The 16,003-nt window shown below is 66.5% G+C and carries 20 protein-coding genes and 1 pseudogene; 8 read left to right on the forward strand and 13 right to left on the reverse strand.

Annotation, left to right across the window (positions count from 1 at the left end):
- Positions 1 to 2: 2 nt before the first annotated feature.
- Positions 3 to 1,100: pseudogene (locus C1A30_RS03305) on the reverse strand (hypothetical protein).
- Positions 1,101 to 1,110: 10 nt separating this feature from the next.
- On the reverse strand, positions 1,111 to 1,755 hold the full coding sequence (locus C1A30_RS03310; RefSeq protein ID WP_101946846.1) for a TetR/AcrR family transcriptional regulator: 645 nt from the start codon (positions 1,753 to 1,755) through the stop codon (positions 1,111 to 1,113).
- A 55-nt stretch (positions 1,756 to 1,810) separates the two neighbouring features.
- Between C1A30_RS03310 and C1A30_RS03315 the strand changes: the two genes are divergently transcribed.
- The gene (locus tag C1A30_RS03315; RefSeq protein ID WP_101946847.1) at positions 1,811 to 3,136 is read left to right on the forward strand and encodes an NAD(P)/FAD-dependent oxidoreductase; all 1,326 of its coding nucleotides are present in this window, start codon (positions 1,811 to 1,813) and stop codon (positions 3,134 to 3,136) included.
- On the opposite strand, the gene C1A30_RS03320 is transcribed toward C1A30_RS03315, so the two are convergent.
- Positions 3,099 to 4,382 carry a cytochrome P450 gene (locus tag C1A30_RS03320; RefSeq protein WP_101947600.1) on the reverse strand — a complete coding sequence of 428 codons (1,284 nt, stop codon included), beginning with the start codon at positions 4,380 to 4,382 and terminating at the stop codon, positions 3,099 to 3,101. The genes C1A30_RS03315 and C1A30_RS03320 overlap by 38 nt on opposite strands.
- An 87-nt stretch (positions 4,383 to 4,469) precedes the next feature.
- Between C1A30_RS03320 and C1A30_RS03325 the strand changes: the two genes are divergently transcribed.
- The gene (locus C1A30_RS03325) at positions 4,470 to 6,383 is read left to right on the forward strand and encodes an NAD(P)/FAD-dependent oxidoreductase (RefSeq protein WP_101946848.1); all 1,914 of its coding nucleotides are present in this window, start codon (positions 4,470 to 4,472) and stop codon (positions 6,381 to 6,383) included.
- 79 nt (positions 6,384 to 6,462) lie between these two features.
- On the opposite strand, the gene C1A30_RS03330 is transcribed toward C1A30_RS03325, so the two are convergent.
- Together C1A30_RS03330 and C1A30_RS03335 are read right to left on the reverse strand one after the other, a co-directional pair.
- Positions 6,463 to 6,966 (reverse strand): nuclear transport factor 2 family protein, encoded by a 504-nt coding sequence (locus C1A30_RS03330; protein WP_101946849.1) that lies wholly within the window; start codon positions 6,964 to 6,966, stop codon positions 6,463 to 6,465.
- Between the two features lie 183 nt (positions 6,967 to 7,149).
- Entirely contained in the window at positions 7,150 to 7,818 is a 669-nt protein-coding gene (locus tag C1A30_RS03335; protein ID WP_235009631.1) for a glycosyltransferase family 39 protein, read from the reverse strand.
- A 239-nt stretch (positions 7,819 to 8,057) separates the two neighbouring features.
- Between C1A30_RS03335 and C1A30_RS03340 the strand changes: the two genes are divergently transcribed.
- Positions 8,058 to 8,522 (forward strand): hypothetical protein, encoded by a 465-nt coding sequence (locus C1A30_RS03340; protein WP_101946851.1) that lies wholly within the window; start codon positions 8,058 to 8,060, stop codon positions 8,520 to 8,522.
- Between the two features lie 6 nt (positions 8,523 to 8,528).
- Here the strand turns inward: C1A30_RS03340 and C1A30_RS03345 are convergent, their stop codons facing one another.
- From C1A30_RS03345 to C1A30_RS03355, 3 genes are read right to left on the reverse strand one after another with little or no spacing between them, the layout of a single operon-like run.
- Complete coding sequence (locus C1A30_RS03345) at positions 8,529 to 8,993, reverse strand: SRPBCC family protein (protein ID WP_101947601.1); 465 nt, start codon at positions 8,991 to 8,993, stop codon at positions 8,529 to 8,531.
- Positions 8,994 to 9,007: 14 nt separating this feature from the next.
- Positions 9,008 to 10,183 carry a serine hydrolase gene (locus C1A30_RS03350; protein ID WP_101946852.1) on the reverse strand — a complete coding sequence of 392 codons (1,176 nt, stop codon included), beginning with the start codon at positions 10,181 to 10,183 and terminating at the stop codon, positions 9,008 to 9,010.
- 26 nt (positions 10,184 to 10,209) lie between these two features.
- Positions 10,210 to 10,623 carry a DUF6188 family protein gene (locus C1A30_RS03355; protein ID WP_101946853.1) on the reverse strand — a complete coding sequence of 138 codons (414 nt, stop codon included), beginning with the start codon at positions 10,621 to 10,623 and terminating at the stop codon, positions 10,210 to 10,212.
- Positions 10,624 to 10,691: 68 nt separating this feature from the next.
- Here C1A30_RS03355 and C1A30_RS03360 point away from each other — a divergent pair, with 68 nt between their 5' ends.
- Positions 10,692 to 11,573 carry a TIGR03854 family LLM class F420-dependent oxidoreductase gene (locus C1A30_RS03360; RefSeq protein WP_101946854.1) on the forward strand — a complete coding sequence of 294 codons (882 nt, stop codon included), beginning with the start codon at positions 10,692 to 10,694 and terminating at the stop codon, positions 11,571 to 11,573.
- A 43-nt stretch (positions 11,574 to 11,616) separates the two neighbouring features.
- Positions 11,617 to 12,117, forward strand: a complete 501-nt coding sequence (locus C1A30_RS03365) for a protein disulfide oxidoreductase (RefSeq protein WP_101946855.1) — start codon at positions 11,617 to 11,619, stop codon at positions 12,115 to 12,117.
- Here C1A30_RS03365 and C1A30_RS03370 read toward each other — a convergent pair.
- The gene (locus tag C1A30_RS03370) at positions 12,114 to 13,106 is read right to left on the reverse strand and encodes an IS481 family transposase (protein WP_101946856.1); all 993 of its coding nucleotides are present in this window, start codon (positions 13,104 to 13,106) and stop codon (positions 12,114 to 12,116) included. The genes C1A30_RS03365 and C1A30_RS03370 overlap by 4 nt on opposite strands.
- 117 nt (positions 13,107 to 13,223) lie before the next feature.
- Between C1A30_RS03370 and C1A30_RS03375 the strand changes: the two genes are divergently transcribed.
- Positions 13,224 to 14,096, forward strand: coding sequence for a cytochrome c biogenesis CcdA family protein (locus C1A30_RS03375; RefSeq protein ID WP_101946857.1), 873 nt, complete (start codon positions 13,224 to 13,226; stop codon positions 14,094 to 14,096).
- Here C1A30_RS03375 and C1A30_RS03380 read toward each other — a convergent pair.
- The gene (locus tag C1A30_RS03380) at positions 14,038 to 14,346 is read right to left on the reverse strand and encodes a hypothetical protein (protein ID WP_101946858.1); all 309 of its coding nucleotides are present in this window, start codon (positions 14,344 to 14,346) and stop codon (positions 14,038 to 14,040) included. The genes C1A30_RS03375 and C1A30_RS03380 overlap by 59 nt on opposite strands.
- A gap of 35 nt (positions 14,347 to 14,381) precedes the next feature.
- Between C1A30_RS03380 and C1A30_RS03385 the strand changes: the two genes are divergently transcribed.
- A complete protein-coding gene (locus tag C1A30_RS03385; protein ID WP_101946859.1) occupies positions 14,382 to 14,669 on the forward strand; it encodes a putative quinol monooxygenase in 288 nt (95 codons plus the stop codon).
- Between the two features lie 4 nt (positions 14,670 to 14,673).
- On the opposite strand, the gene C1A30_RS03390 is transcribed toward C1A30_RS03385, so the two are convergent.
- A complete protein-coding gene (locus tag C1A30_RS03390; protein ID WP_101946860.1) occupies positions 14,674 to 15,252 on the reverse strand; it encodes a chorismate mutase in 579 nt (192 codons plus the stop codon).
- A 126-nt stretch (positions 15,253 to 15,378) separates the two neighbouring features.
- Between C1A30_RS03390 and C1A30_RS03395 the strand changes: the two genes are divergently transcribed.
- Positions 15,379 to 15,576 (forward strand): hypothetical protein, encoded by a 198-nt coding sequence (locus C1A30_RS03395; RefSeq protein WP_101946861.1) that lies wholly within the window; start codon positions 15,379 to 15,381, stop codon positions 15,574 to 15,576.
- 4 nt (positions 15,577 to 15,580) lie between these two features.
- Here C1A30_RS03395 and C1A30_RS35725 read toward each other — a convergent pair whose 3' ends face one another.
- Together C1A30_RS35725 and C1A30_RS03400 are read right to left on the reverse strand one after the other, a co-directional pair.
- Positions 15,581 to 15,736 (reverse strand): hypothetical protein, encoded by a 156-nt coding sequence (locus C1A30_RS35725; RefSeq protein WP_200828144.1) that lies wholly within the window; start codon positions 15,734 to 15,736, stop codon positions 15,581 to 15,583.
- Between the two features lie 32 nt (positions 15,737 to 15,768).
- Entirely contained in the window at positions 15,769 to 15,993 is a 225-nt protein-coding gene (locus C1A30_RS03400) for a DUF1918 domain-containing protein (protein WP_067803338.1), read from the reverse strand.
- Positions 15,994 to 16,003: the final 10 nt, after the last annotated feature.

Consider the following 16,003-nt stretch of genomic DNA (forward strand, 5'->3'; position numbering starts at 1 on the left):
GTTCAGCGCAGCGCATACCTCAGCACCGCGCCGATACCGTCCTTCGGCGCGATGCGCTCGTCTGTCCGGACCAGCGCCGCGCCGGTGGACACCGCGAGCATCGGCAGCGCCTCGTCGGCGCGCAGAACCTGCGTGGGTGCCGTTCCCAACTCGCTGAGCACGTTCTCGTTTGGCGCGACGGTGGCGATGTCGTCGCCTGCGACCACCGTGGCGTCGCCGATGTCACCGATGATCAGCGTCTCGACGGCGCCTGCCCGCAACGCGGCGGTCACTCCGTCCAGGCCCTCCGTGGCCAGCCCTGAGCCACTGCCGATGCCGGTCTGAAACTGTTGCGCCGCTTAGTCTATCACGGCGATGCGGCGGCGCTGGAATTCCTGGCCGATCTCGTGCTGCAACTGCTCGTCGTCGAATCCGCTGTGCCGTGCGCCGACCGACAGTTCCACGGCGCGCGACGCTACCCGATCGGGGAGGTCCTTGACGAAATCGCTGCGCGACTGCACTTCGCCGACGACGAAGACGACCTGCGGATCGATCTTGTCGACCAACGACGTCAACTGCTCGGCGACCTCGCGGATGTTCTTCTGGCGCGCACCCTCGGCCGTGCGCTGCGGATCTCCGTAGCCGGGCGACTCGGCGGAGGACGCCTTGTGCACGGGATAGCCGTCGCCTTCGACGGTGGTGCCGGTGACAGCGCCGCCACGATGGATGGTGAAGTCGCCGCCCTCGTGGTCGACGGCGACGACGACGTAGGTCGGGTGCTCATCGCCGTGCTCGATCACCGGCACGATGTACGGCAGCGGCGACACCCGCACCGTCGGGCCCGCGGGCCGGATGAGGTGCTCGTTGACCAATACGCCGTCGGCACTGGCGACCACCGCGCGCCCGCTGCGACCGACGGCGGGACGCCCCTGGGCGATGGCCGATCCGATGTTCTCTGTGAGGGCCGGATCGGCGCCCTGCTGTTCGAGTTGTTCACGCAGCGCCCGCCATTTGAGGTCGAGTTGCGCGTCCGCGTCCTCGGTGTTGTGTGAATCGTCGAAGTACACGGAGCCGTAGGGGCCGTGGGAGGTCAGCAGTGAGTGGAATCGTTCGGAACGCATGCCTCCAGGGTTACCCGCCGAGCAGCTGACGACACAGGTCGTCGGCCAGCCATTCCTCGAACCGCGCCGCGGTCCAGCCCCGCATCCGGACCAGCCGGTCGAACAGTGTCGGATCGGTGGCCAGCCACACCAGGTCGACGGCCTCCTCGAAGGTGAGGTCGCCGGTCAGTGCGTCGAGATCGCGCAGTCTGTCGACCACCTTGCGGGCGTCGACGAGGCGGCGGCGGTGGGCGTTCTCGATCACCGCGCGGGCGGCCGGGTCCATACCCGCGGCCACTTCCACAGCGCCGTACAGCGGCGCGACGCGACCGCCGACCGCGGTGATCGAACGCGCCAGCCCGGTCAGCAACACCGTGGGATCACGCTGTTGCAGCAGGTCGCGCATCTCGGTGCGGTCGGCCACCGGAAGGGGCTCGTCGTCGCCGGCCACCGCCCAGTCGACCGCAGTGGTGAGCAGTTCGAGCTTGCTTCCGACCGCGGTGAACACCGTCTTACGGCTGACGCCTGCGGCTTCGGCGACCGCGTCGACGGTCGTCGCGCCGTAGCCGTTTTCGACGAACAGTCGCGCCGCGGTGGCCACGATGCGGCGTCGGGTCTCGACCGCCTGGGCGGCCCGCAGGTCGGATCGGTACTCGCGCTTGACAGCGGCAGCCATCTAGGTAACCCTTGGTATATTCATTACACTATAGGTTACCTCAATTGGAGCGGACGTGCGAACAGTCGTGACGGGGGCGGGGCCGACCGGGTTGGTCATGGCGATCGGGTTGGCCCGCCGGGGCCGTGAGGTGATAGTGGTCGACCGCGACCCCGGCCCGCCGCCCGGAAATGACGACGTGTGGCATCGCAAGGGGGTGATGCAGTTTCAGCATGCGCACACGTTCCGGCGTCAGGTCGTCGATGCGCTCGGCACCGAGATGCCCGATGTGCTTGACAGCCTCGTCGCCGCAGGCGCGCAACTGGCCCAAAGCGCCGACGGCAGACCGGTGGCGATGTTGTGCCGCCGGGCCACCTTCGAGCGGGTGTTACATGCGCACGCGGCCACGCAACCCGGCGTCACGCTGAAATGTGGGCACATCGACCGCGTCGAGCGGGACCGCGGCAGCGTCGTCGGCGTCTCGGTGGACGGCGTGACGGTGCCGTGCGACTTGGTGATCGACGCGTCCGGGCGGTCCAGCCGATTCACCGACGGCATCCGGCCGCAGGCCGAGGGCGAGGACTGCGGCGCGGTGTACGTCACGCGGCAGTATCGGCTGCGCGACCCCGCCGACACCGGGCCGATGAACTCCCCGATCGGCCTGTCGCTGAGCCTGTCCGGCTATCTGGCCATCGCGTTCCTGCACGACAACGGCGCGTTCTCCATCACGTTCACCCATGACGGCACAGACAAGCGGCTGCGGATGATGCGTCACGACGAGGTGTTCGACGACGCGGTGCGGACCATTCCGCGGCTGTCCAAATGGATCGATCCGACTCGCGCACAGGCGGTTTCACGCGCGCTTCCCGGCGGACGGCTGTACAACAGCTACCGGGGACAGCTCGATGCGGCGGGCCGGCCCGCCCTGCCCGGGCTGATCTCCGTCGGCGACGCGGTCTGTACGACCACGCCGTTGGCGGGCCGTGGGGTCGCGCTGGCGTTGATGCAGGCGCGCGCGCTGCTCGGGATACTCGACCACGAGGGTGCCGACATAGCCGCGGCCACAATGCAATTCGACGGCTGGTGTACCGACCACATCCGGCCGTGGTTCGAGGACCACCGGTACACCGACGCCGACCGGATGCGGAGATGGGCGGGCGGCGACGTCGACCTCGGCCATCGCCTGCCGTCCGATTTGATTGTGGCTGCCGCCGCCGTCGACCACCGACTGGCCGACCTCGCCAGCGGCTACGCCACGATGGACGCACTGCCCGCGAGCCTGGGCCCTGCCCATGCCGGTGCCCGCGACATCTACGCGGGCGGCTGGCGCCCGCCGGTCGCCGACGGGCCGAGCAGGGCCGAACTCAGCGAGGTGGTGTCCAGGACACCGGCAGCCGCTTGATGCCGTGAATGAACGCCGACTGCAGCCGATCTGGTTCCTCGGTGGCGGTGATGTCGGGTATCTGCCGGTGCAGTTCCTCGAACGCCAAGGTGATCTCGCGGCGAGCCAGGTTGGCGCCGAGGCAGAAATGCGCACCGCCGCCGCCGAATCCGACGTGCGGGTTGGGGTGGCGCCGCACGTCGAACCGCCACGGGTCGGCGAACTTCGACTCGTCGCGATTGGCTGACCCGTACCACAGGGTGACCTTCTCACCGGCGCGCAGTTCGACGCCGCCCAACTCGGTGTCGCAGGTGGTGGTGCGGCGCATGTAGGCCACCGGGGACGCCCACCGGACGATCTCCTCGACGGCCGTCGGCGCCACCTCGGGATAGTTCGACCACCAGTCGTCGCGCTGTTCGGGATGCCGGCTCAGCGCGAGCACGCCGTGGCTGATGGCGTTGCGGGTGGTCTCGTTGCCCGCGACGACAAGCAGGATGAAGAACGACGCGACCTCCGCCGACGTAAGCCGTTCGCCGTCGACCTCGGCCTGCACCAGGCTGGTGGTCAGGTCCTCGCCTGGGTGGGCACGCCGCTCGTCGGCAAGCGCCGACGCGAACGCACCGATCTCGACGGCGACGTTGAAGAACTCGTCGGGGTCCGTCGCGATGTCGGGGTCGCCGAAGCCCAGGATCACGTTCGTCCAGTGGAAGACCCGTTCGTGGTCCTCCTCGGCGATGCCCATCATGTCGCAGATGATCTGCAGCGGCAGCGGGCCGGCAAGTTGCGCCACCACTTCGCCGGTGCCGTCGGGATGGTCACGGACCATCGCTTCGACCAACCGGCGCGCGCGGTCCCGCACCGAGTCCTCGATCAGCGCCAGCACCCTTGGCGTGAACGCGCTGCGGACGATGTTGCGCAAGCGGGTGTGCCGTGGGTCGTCCATCGCGATCATCGAGCCGAAGTATTCCGCCAGGTCCGGGTTCTGGTCGCCGATCACGATGCCTTTGGCGGAGCTGAAGATCTCCGGGTGGCGGCTGGCGTAGAAGACGTCGTCGTAGCGGGTGACCGCCCAGTGACCGGCGACTTCGAGCGTCGGGTCCACGACGTAGGCCGGGTGAAAGGAGATCGGCGCCTCGCGGCGCAGAGTGGCGAACGCGCCGTCGCGGATGTCGTCGTCGAGCGCCCAGAACTCCCATGACCCGAGGTTGACGTCGGAGAGCGGCACATCCGGGGGAGCCGTCCCGTTCACGCGCGCCGCGATACCCACGACCCCGAGAGTAGGGTCCGGCCGGGCCGCCGTCACGGATATCTGAAACATGTTCCAATTCGCTGGCCGGCGTGGTAGCACCGAACGGTGCGTAACCCACATGCAGGGCAACCGTTTACGACGTCCGACGAGCAGATCGCCGAGGCGCTGCTGGACGTCAGCATCCCGACGCTGATGCTCTCGCTGGTGCACATGTCGGGTGATCCGGGGCTGATCCGCGGTGAACTCAAACCCGCGGGCGTGTTCCTCAACGAAGTGCAGGGCTTCATGTCCGAGGAGGACAAGGCCGCGGTCCGCAAGATCGCGCTCGAGGTGATCGCCGACTACCGCGACCGCGGCTGCCCGGAACCCGAACCGATCGGGCCGGAGCTACTGCAGGAGATGATGCAGTGGCTGGTTTGCGAGCCGGTGCCGCCGGAGTACGTGCCGATGCTGCTCGAGGAGATGGAACTCGACGGCAGGGACAGTCGAGCGGTGCCGGGCACTCCGACTGATTTCCCGGTGGTGGTCATCGGCTGCGGGGAATCCGGTCTGCTGGCCGGCATCCGGCTCAAAGAGGCGGGCATACCGTTCACGATTGTGGAGAAGAACGCGGGCGTTGGCGGAACCTGGTGGCAGAACACCTATCCGGGCGCCCGGGTCGACGTCGGAAATCACTTCTACTGCTACAGCTTTGAGCCCACCGACCAGTGGACCCACTTCTTCGCCGAGCAGCCCGAACTGCAGGCCTATTTCCAGGCGGTGCTGGACAAGCACGACATCGGCAGGCATGTGCGGTGGGAGACCGAGGTGACCGAAGCGGTGTGGGACGACGACACCGCCACCTGGACGGTGTGGGCCCGCGACCGCAGCGGAGCGACGACGACGCTCACGGCGCGCGCGGTGATCAGCGCCGTCGGACAACTCGACCGGCCGAACGTGCCGGACATCAGCGGACAGCAGACGTTCGGGGGCCCGGCGTTTCACTCGTCGCAGTGGGACCACTCGGTGGATCTGCGCGGTAAGCGTGTTGCGCTGATCGGCGCGGGCGCAAGCGGTTTCCAGATCGCTCCCGCGATCGCCGACACGGTGGAGCAGTTGACGGTGTTCCAGCGCACCGCGCAGTGGATGTTCCCGAATCCCAACTATCACGAACCGGTCGGGCCGGGGGTGCAGTGGGCGTTGCGGCATCTGCCGTTCTACGGCCGGTGGTACCGGTTCCTGCTGTTCTGGCCGGGCTGCGACAAGGGTTTGGCCGCCGCCTACGTCGACCCGGACTATCCGGAGCAACAGAATGCGGTCAGCGAGATCAACGAGCTCACGCGGATCATGTTCACCGAGTGGATCAGCAGTCAGGTCGGCGACGACGCCGAGTTGCTGGCCAAGGTGCTGCCCGACTACCCGGCGACGGGCAAACGCACCCTGCAGGACAACGGAAGCTGGCTGCGGACGCTGACCCGCGACAACGTCGAACTGGTCAGGACAAGCATCGACCACATCGAATCCGACGCGGTCGTGGACGCCGACGCAAACCGCTATCCGGCCGATGTCATCCTGTACGCCACCGGATTTCAGGCGACCAGGATGCTGTGGCCCATGAAAATCGTTGGGCGCGGTGGCGAGGTGCTGGCCGAGCGGTGGGGGGAGCGGCCGTCGGCCTTCCTTGGCATCACCGCGCCCGGTTTCCCGAACTTCTTCTGCATGTACGGCCCAGGCACCAACCTGGCCAGCGGCGGCAGCCTGATCTTTCATTCAGAATGCCAAATGCGTTACATCACACAGTGTTTGGAGCTGCTGATCGACGGCGGGCACCGCTGGATGGAGCCTACTGAAGAGAGGACCGCCGACTGGGTCGACCGCACCCAGGCCGAGATGCGCAAACTGGTGTGGTCACAACCGTCGATCAAGCACTCGTTCTACAAGAACCGCTTCGGCGAGGTCTACGGCCTGAGCCCATGGCGACTCGTCGACTACTGGACCTGGACGCGCGTACCGAACCCCGACGACTTCGTTTTCCGGTAACCCCTTCCGCGCGAGCAGACGCAAAGTGCCCCGACACGCCGCGAAACTGGAGCACTTTACGTCTGCTCGCCGAAAGAAATTACGCCAGTTCCCAATTCATGTTCTTGGCGAACGCGCGGGCGTCGTCGGACAGCGTGCCCAGTTCGTGGCAGCGCTTGACGTAGCCCTGGATCATCATCAGGAAGTTCATCGGATTGTACGCGTCTTCCTCGTAGCTCCACTTGCCGTCGCCCGCATACTCGAGCACGGTGATCACCGCCGCGCCGTGCACACTGCCGTCGCCGGGGTCCTTCATCGTGTTGATGTTCTTGAAGATGACCCAGCCCTTGTCGGTGTCGATCGAATACCACTCCACCGGATAGGACGGCATCTCGCTGCCGGGAAACTGGTTCATGGTCGAGACGATCCACTCGCGGATGGTGTCGCGGCCCTCCATGTTCCCCAACGCGTGCTCGACGTATTTCGCGTCCTCGGTGAAATGGTCGGCGTAGCTTGCCCAGTCCCATGTCTTGCCGACCTCGACCACGTCACGCTGATACGCCGCAAACGCGTCTTCGAGTTCCTGCCGTGACCACTGACCCATCCGATCTGTTTACCAGCCGGGGTGGCTGTGGCGGAGCGGTTTCAGGACACCGTCAACGTGCGCATCGTCGCCCACAGCTCGTGCCACGACTGCTGTTGTCCCGTCAGCAGATACGCGTGCATGCCACCGCCGACGTCATCGACTGTCTGCACCGTGTCGAACCGCTGGCGCAGATCACCGGGATCACGCCCGATGTAGAGCAGCGTGTCGTGGCCCTCGGTCGGCGGCGGGAAGTATCCGTAGCTGCGGTTGGTGCCGTAGGACGGCGGCCGCCACAGCTATCACCAGCACCAGGCACAGCAGCACGACCTGGAATTTGGTCAATGCCGCGACGCCGACGACCGCCCCGAGCGCGAGCAACAACCGGTCGTCGCGCACCCGCACCCAGCGCACCAGTAGCCAGATCGCCAACAACCACTTGGCGGGTTCGCGCGCACAGGGCGTCAGCCAGTGGCCGAACAGTGTGGTCCAGACCCCTGTCGCCTGCGCCGCCGCGGTGAGTGCCTGCGCGCGCCGGTCGCACCCGAGTTCGCGGGCGATGAGACCGGCAAAGACGACCCCGGCCGCCGTCGCCAGTACAACCGGTATCCGAAGCGCGGTCAGCGAATCCGGCGCGACTGTGTCCGCCAACGCGGCCAATACCGGCGCCAGCGGAGGCTGATCGGCGGAACCCCAGTCCAGGTGATAGCGCCCGATCGCCAGCATGTACACCTCGTCGAACCAGTAGCCGCGACCCAACATGCTTGCCGCGCAATGCAATACGGTCGTGACGGCGGCTATCGAAAGCACCGCGGCCGCGGCGAACGGTTCGGTCCTCCTGCCGCGACTGACGTCGGCTATGACTTCGGTCACGCACCTCCACGTTACCGGCCCAAGATCGCGGCGAGCAATCACCGATCGGCGCGTCGCCTGCATGTCTTGCAGTCACCGCAAAACACTGATGTGCCAATCACATCCGTTGGTAACGCTGCAGCTGCACATCCCGATATGCACACGGGAGCTAACGGTTTGCGTTTCTCCGGTTTGGAAAAGAATAGTGACGGCTTGGCGCCGGATTCGGCGTCGAAGTTGCAAGTTGGGAGTCGATAACGATGGGGCTGTCTAAGTTCGTCTCAGCAGCCATGATCGTCGGTGCGCTCGGATTCGGAGCCATCGGGCCGGGCGGGGCCGTCGCGTCCGCCGACCCGGTAGCGCCTGCGCCGTTGAAGCCACATGACGATTTCTGCCCGCCCTTCTGTGGCGACGGTAACGGCCGGGGCAATGGTCACGGGCACGATGACTATTGCCCACCGTGGTGTGGCGACGGCAATCACCACGCCGACTGGGACAAGGGTCCGTGGTGGGCGAACAACAAGCACGACTGGTGGGACGACCGCAGGGGTGCGCCACCGTGGGGCTGGGGCCCACCGCCGGCGTTCCAGTGGGCAGGCGGCCCGCCGCGGCCGTTCAACTACTGGGGCTATGACGTCAACCCGGTGTGGGATGACGGCTTCCACCAGTGGGGCTTCTGGCTGTTCGGCCTCTGGGTCCCCGTCTTCGGTATCGGGGTTCAGTAACCTGCGTCAGCCACCCTCGGGCGCTTCGACAACGGCTTTGATGCGCTCGAGGGTGGTTCGCATATCGCGGATGTTGCGGCGCTGGCGTAGCTGACCGCCCAGGATCCCGAACAGCGTCGTGAAGAGGCTTTCGGGCATCTTGAACGACTCGGTCACCTCGGTGCCGCCCTCGACAGGGCTGAGCCGGTAGTGCCAGGTGTTGGCCGCCTTGTCACCGACCAGCACGTCGAAACCGAATTCGCGACCAGGCTCACACGCGGTCACCCGGCAGGTGGTCCAGTACACCGGTCCGATCTCGTTGCGCTTGACGTGGCCGCGGAAGCGTGCGCCGAGCGCGGGACCTGTTGCGCCGTCGAGCCATTCGGCCTCCATCACTTCGGGCGAGAACTTGCCGGTGTTGCGGACGTCGGCGATGAGGTCCCATACCTTGTCCGCGGGCGCAGCCATGGTCACGGTTGCCGATCCTTGCATGGTCATCTCCTTCTTCAGCGCGGCATCTGCGGGCCGAGCGAATAAACGTGATCGGGCGTCAGCTCTTTGGTGATCGCGGTCGCCAAGGCCGTGCTTGCTTCACCGCCGCGGTACCCGACGTCGGTGTTCGTCATGATCACCAGCGACGTCTGCTCTTCCGGCAGGTACACCACGACGGTCTGATATCCGGGCAGGCTGCCGTTGTGACCGATCCACCCGCCGAGATCGAAGATGCCAAGGCCGTAACCGTCCTGAGGCGGCATCCCGGGGGAGCCGACCGTCTGCAACCGTTGCTCCTGCATCTGCGGGGTCAACAGCTTTCCGGTCGCCAACGCGACCGACCAGGCGCGCATATCGTCGAGCGTGGAGATCATCGCGCCTGCGGCCCACGCCCACGACGGGTTCCAATCGGTGGCGACGGCCTCCTTGCCGTCCGCGCCTTCGGTGTAGCCCTGCGCATGCGGATCGCTGAACTCGTTGCCCGCCGGAAAGCTGGTGTGGTTCAACCCCAATGGCGTCAGGATGTGGTTTCCGATGTAGTCGGCCAGCGGCTCTCCGCTGACTTTTTGCACCACCAGGCCGATCAGGACCGTGTTGGTGTTGCTGTACTCGAACTTCTGCCCGGCAGGGAACTGATTCGGTTGCGCGAAGGCGTAGGACAGCAGTTCGCGCGGCGTGAAGGCACGGTGCGGATCGGCGAATATCGCCTGCTGGAACTCTGGTGACGCGCTGTAGTTGAACAACCCGCTCTGCATCCGAGCCAACTGCCGCAACGTGATCCGGTCGCCAAGCGGTACGCCGTCGACGAACTCGGCGACCAAGTCGTCGAGGTTCAGCTTTCCCTGATCGGCGAGTTGCAGGAGCGCGGTGACCGTGAACGTCTTTGTGACACTGCCGATTCGACTGTAGAAATCGGCCCGCATCGGCGCCTGTGTCGCCTTGTCGGCCACCCCGAAGGCGCGGACATAGTCACCGTCCGGCCCCCAGATGCCGACGATGGCGCCGGGCACCGCCGCGGCCGACATGGCCTGATCGACAGCAGCGTCGAGGCGCTTGGCAAGCGCGTCGGCGATCGGCTTGGCGGGCGCGGGACTGCTACCGGTCGGCTGCGGCGGCGGTGATTGGCCGCAGCCACAGGTCGTCAGCAGCAACGCAGCCGCGATCGCGAGCGCACATAGCCGAGCAGTCATCGCCCGCCAGATTATGCGCTGCAGTGCTAGCGCTCAGCCGATTCGTCCTCCGGCAGGTCATGTCGTACGACGCGGACCTGCCCGCGCGCCAGGCAGGCGGCGTATCCGTGGTGTTTGCCATAGAGCTCCCATGCGGTGCGGTGCTGGTCGCTGTGCGCGTGGATCTCGTGGCCGTCGGAGAACCCTAGGTGCAGGCTGCCGTCCTCGTCCCAGCTCGCATGGGTGCAGACCGAGCCCGCGAAGTCGAACAGTGCCCGTTCGACAGGCCTGGCGGCCCTCGGATCGATCAACACCGCCTCCTCGTCGTTACGGGCGGTCTTGGGCAGCGTGAGATAGAAGGGCACCGAGATGACAAGTTCGTTGTCGTCGAGGTTGAGCACCAGTCCACCGCGAAACATGATCCGCTGAACCACACAGCCCCGGATCCACGGATCGCTCATTTTTTCACTTTCGTCCCTTCAGGCAACTGGGCACAAGGGTTCTGGCCGCCTTTCCGTAGCATCGGGTCGTGAAGATTCGGTTCGGCATCGGACTGGGCGCGGACACGGGTCCGGAACAACTGGCCGGCATCGTCGACCATCTGGAGGCGACTGGCATCGACTCGCTGTGGTTCTCGGAGTTGGTGTATTCCAAGGCCGTCGACCCGTTCGTCGGGATGGCTTTCGCGTTGGCCAGGACGACGAAGTTGAAGGTCGGCACGTCCGTCGCGGTGTTGCCCGGCCGGCACCCGGTGCTGGTGGCCAAACAGCTGGCGTCGTTGGCGGCGCTGGCGCCCAAGCGGGTGCTGCCCGTGTTCGGGCTGCGCTCGGCGATACCCGCGGAGCGTGAGATCTTCGTCGTGCCCGACGGCGAACGCGCGGCCGTCTTCGACGAATCGCTGCGGCTGTTGAGATCGGTTCTGGAACAAGACGATGTCGCGTTCGAGGGCGAGTACTTCGCGGTCAGCGCCGCCGACGTCGAACCGCGCCCGGTCAAGCCGCTGGACCTGTGGCTCGGCGGTTCGGCACCTGCGGCGCTTCGCCGCCTCGGGCAACTCGGCGACGGATGGCTCGGCAGTTTCCTCACCCCCGACGCGGCGCGCGGCGGCCGGGAGCAGATTCTGCGCGCCGCCGCCGCGGCAGGCCGCGAAATCGAACCTGACCACTTCGGCATCAACCTCGCTGTGTGCGACGGGGACGTGCCTGGCGCGCTGGCGGCAGCGGTCAGGCGGCGTCGGCCGGACGTCGATCCCGCCGAGTTGATCGCGAGCGATTGGCCACAGTTACACCGTCAACTGGACGGCTATCTGGCGGCGGGGTTGACCAAGTTCGTGATCCGGCCCGCCCTGCACGCGGACGTCTCCGCGTTCATCGACCGGTTCGTGGCCGAACTGGGTCCGCGGCAGAACTGAGCGGTCGGTGAACCCCGCCGATGGTGCCTTCGTGTCAAGAAGTATGCGACGCAGATTTTCGCGACTGACCCGATCACTCGTGTTGAGCGGGGTCGCTGCCCTGACGTTCGGCTTGATCAGTGCACCCGCGGCGGTTGCCGACGACCGGCTGCAGTTCACCGGGACGACGTTGTCGGGCGCGCCGTTCTCCGGATCGAGCCTGGCGGGTAAGCCCGCGGTGTTGTGGTTCTGGACGCCGTGGTGCCCGTTCTGCAACGCCGAGGCGCCGAACGTCAGCCAGGTCGCCGCGGCCAATCCCAAAGTCACCTTCGTCGGGGTGGCGGCGCGCTCCGACGTGGCGGCGATGCAGGCCTTCGTCTCGAAGTACAACCTGAACTTCACCAACCTCAACGACGCCGACGGATCGATCTGGGCCCGCTACAACGTCCCGTGGCAACCGGCCTACGTCTTCTACCGGTCCGACGGATCGTCGACGTTCGTGAACAACCCCACCTCGGCCATGCCCGCCCAGGAGTTGTCCGACCGGGTCGCGGCGCTGGCCTAGCTGTACTGACCTGAGAGGTTAGGTACACGGCTGGCTGGTGGTTGACCCCCGAGTGCTGTGTGGCCGCGGTGGTGATTGTAGTTGTGCAGCCACCGTGGGTACTCCTGGCAGCGCTGTTCGTCGCTGGTGTACAACCGGGCGTAGGCCCACTCATCGGCGAGGGTCCGGTGGAATCGCTCCACCTTCCCGTTGGTCTGCGGCCGATACGGCCGTGTGCGGCGATGCTCGATGTCGTCGCCCAGCGCCTTGCGGAAGGCGTGTGACCGGTAGCAGGATCCGTTGTCGGTCAACACCTTTTGAACAATGATTCCTTGCTCGATGAACCATGCGTTGGCGCGTCCCCAGAACTCGGACGCGGTCTCCTTGCGTTCGTCGGCCAGCATCTCGGAGTAGGCCAGCCGCGAATGCGCGTCCAGAGCCGTGTGCAGGAAGTGGTAGCCCCGCACCGGATTGCGGTACTTACTGCGCCGTCCCGAACTCTTATCGGCTTGCGTGTTGTGCTTACCTGCCTGCCGGCCCAGCATGCGCCAACCGCCGCCGGCGGGGATCTTGCCCAGCTTCTTGACATCGACGTGCACGAGATCACCACATGCGGCCGATTCCATGCGCCGCACCACGCGCCCGGTCGCGCGGTCGAGCCAACGCAGTTTGGCAATGCCGTAACGGCGCAGCACGTTGTGCACCGTGGAGACGTTCAACCGCAGCAGGTAGGCGATCCGGGCCGGCCCCCACCGTCGGGTGACACGCACCCCGATGACGCGCCGCTCTGTCCGTACCGGCGTGCGATTGGGGCTGTGATGCGGCCGTGAGCTGCGGTCGGCCATCCCGGCCTCGCCCAGCTCGAGATAGCGATCCACCCACCGACAGACGGTGGTCACCGACACCTGGAAGCGTTCAGCCGCGCGACGACGCGACCACCCGTCATCGACGACGCATTGAGCCAGCCGCAGACGACCGGTTTCGGACAGAGGGGCATTACGGTGAACCACGAAGACCTCCGAGATCGGTGAGCGTTCCTAGACAGCTCGCACTCCACTCGGAGGTCTTCGTCTTGTCACCTCACCACGCCGTCACCAACGTCCGTGGTCAGTACACCTAGCCGCGGCATGGATCAAGACCTGCTGGGCTTGGCGTTCGCCGCGGGCCTGGTGGCGGCGCTGAACCCGTGCGGATTCGCCATGTTGCCCGCATATCTCGCTCTTGTGGTGCGCGGCGAGGACACCAGCAGGCGCACCGCGGTGGCGCGCGCGGTGACCGCCACAGCGGCGATGGCGCTCGGCTTCATCGCGGTCTTCACCGGGTTCGGTTTGCTCACGGTGTCGGTGGCCTCGACCGTGCAGCGGTACCTGCCGTACGTCACCACGGCGATCGGTATCGGCCTTGTCGCCCTTGGGGTTTGGTTGCTCGCCGGACGCGAATTCACCCCGCTGCGCCCGCTGGCGCGTGGCGCGCGCGGGGCGCCGACGGCGCGACTCGGGTCGATGTTCGGCTACGGCGTCAGCTATGCGATTGCGTCAGTATCGTGCACCGTCGGGCCGTTTCTGGCGGTCACCGCCGCGGGGTTGCGCAGCGGTTCGGCCGTCGGCGCGGTAGCGGTGTACCTGGCCTACGCAGCTGGTTTCACCCTCGTGGTCGGCGTGCTGGCCGTGGCCGCCGCGGTGACCGCCTCGACCGTCACGGCGCGGATTCGCCGAATCATGCCGTATGTCAACCGCATCAGCGGCGCGCTGCTCGTCGTCGTCGGCGGCTACGTCGGCTATTACGGGTTCTACGAGATCCGGCTGTTCGGCGGCAACGGCAGCCCCGAAGATCCGGTGATCGGGGCGGCTGGCCGGGTGCAGGCTGCGATCGCCGGCTGGGTGCACCAGCACGGCGCGTGGCCGTGGTTGGCCGCGTTGGCGGTGGTGGTGGTCGCGGCGTTTAGTGTGCGCGCGAGATATCGCCGTGCAGATCGGGCCACGGCGGGCGACGAATCATAGCGACGCCCGCCAGTGCCGAGGCGACCAGTCCGACCAGGACGCCCATCATCGCGACGCGGCCGGCGTCCACGGCGGGCACCCACGACGCCTTGCCGTCCTTGATCACGTAGATCCCCGCGGGACGGGCATCAGCGCCGCGCGTGACCGGGATGACCGTTGACCCGTCAGGGGTCTGGTAGGCCTCCCCGAATACGCCCGTCGCGGCGGCGTCGAGAGCGGCGACGGGTTCTCGTGCCTCGCGAAGATTCATGGTCTCCTGCTTACTACACAGGAAGGAGGCTCGCGATGGTGATTGTCGCGGGACACGTCGTGGTCGACCCGAAACAACGCGACGACTATCTCGCCGGCTGCGTGGAGGTGGTTCGTCAGGCGCGCCGCACCGCGGGCTGCCTTGATTTCTCGATCGCGGCGGACCTGCTGGAGCCGGGCCGGGTCAACATCTTCGAACGGTGGGAAACGCAGGCCGCGGTCGAAGCCTTCCGCGGTTCCGGTCCCAGCGACGAACAGGGTGCGGCGATCGAAGCGGGCTCGGTCGCCGAGTACGACGTCGAAGGTGAGCGCAGCCTCTTCTGAAACCTCATGCACCGCAATAGGAATGCGTCGAATAGTCGAGCCCCTGCCGGTACAGCGGGTCGAGCGTGCGTGCGACGGCGACGGCGGCTTTGGCGTCGTCGAGGGTGCGCAGGCAGTCGGGGGAGTGCAACACCGGAGACTGGACGGCGATCTGCTCGACCATCTGAGCGTTCAACCGGTCGATGACGTCTCGTGACGCGGTCAGGTCGGGCGCTTGGGCGGGCGCCGATCCGGGGTCGAGCTTCCACTGGCCGAAGCGGGTGTACTCGATGCCTGTGGTCGCGTCGATCTGATCGGTGAAAATCCGCCTGACGTACCCGCTGTCCACACCTCTGCGTTTGGCGTCGGCGGCCACGGTGGACAACACCTGTTCGACACGTGGCGGGTCTTCGATCGAACCGCCTTTGATCCACTTGGTCGCCGCCACCGGGTCCGCCGTCTGCAGCCGTTGAGCGGCCGCATCCACCAGTGCCACCAGAGGATTGGCGTCGTCGCCCCGCGCGGGCGCCATCGGCAGCATCGCGAAGGCCACCGCGGCACACAGAGCGGTCGCGCAGGGTCGGACGGCGTCACCGAATTTCATGATTCTCCTTCTGCAGCTAATGGTTTCGCGGTTGCCGACGCGACCGCGGCGGCGTTTGAGCAAACCGCCTCGCGTCGCAGTCGATCGACATAAAATTGGTCGACGGGGCGTCGAAGGGGGACAGCCATGACCGTCACAACAGAACCCAGGTGCCTGCACACGCTGCTCGACGAACTCGGGGTCAAACACGTATCGGTGGAGAAGCAACTGCCTGCGCTGCGGGCCTGGCTCGCCACCCACACCCCGAGCCAACCTCTCCGAGTCAGCATGTGCTGCAACGGCTATGGCCTGCTGCTCAAGGAGTCGTCGGCCATCCACAACTGAGTTCTCAGCGGTCGAACTCCGATTCGTCGTCAGGGACGGCGATGGCCTGCTCGATCAGATCGGCTTCGTTGGCTTCCCACCCCCGTCCGGTCGCGACGCGATCCGCCTCGAGCCACGTGTCGTCGTCTTCGGCGAAAGCGATGTCGTCAGGGGTGGTCATGACCGGCCTCCGTCCCGTCCCCGAGTATCCGACTATCCAGATCGGTGCCGCGCGTCCGCCGCTTCCTGTTCGGCGGGCGTGACGACGACTGCATCCGGGCCCGGATACACCGTAGCGGTGTGATCGGTGCTCAGCCACCGGACCACATACGGCGGTGACCCGTCGTCCGAACGGACCTCGGTGATGACGCCGCGCCGATCGTGCTGCTCGACAGTGGTTCCCTTGACCACCAAGTAATCGCCGACTTTGGCTTTCATCGTTCGCTCC

The sequence above is a fragment of the Mycobacterium sp. 3519A genome (assembly GCF_900240945.1).
Lineage (GTDB): Bacteria > Actinomycetota > Actinomycetes > Mycobacteriales > Mycobacteriaceae > Mycobacterium.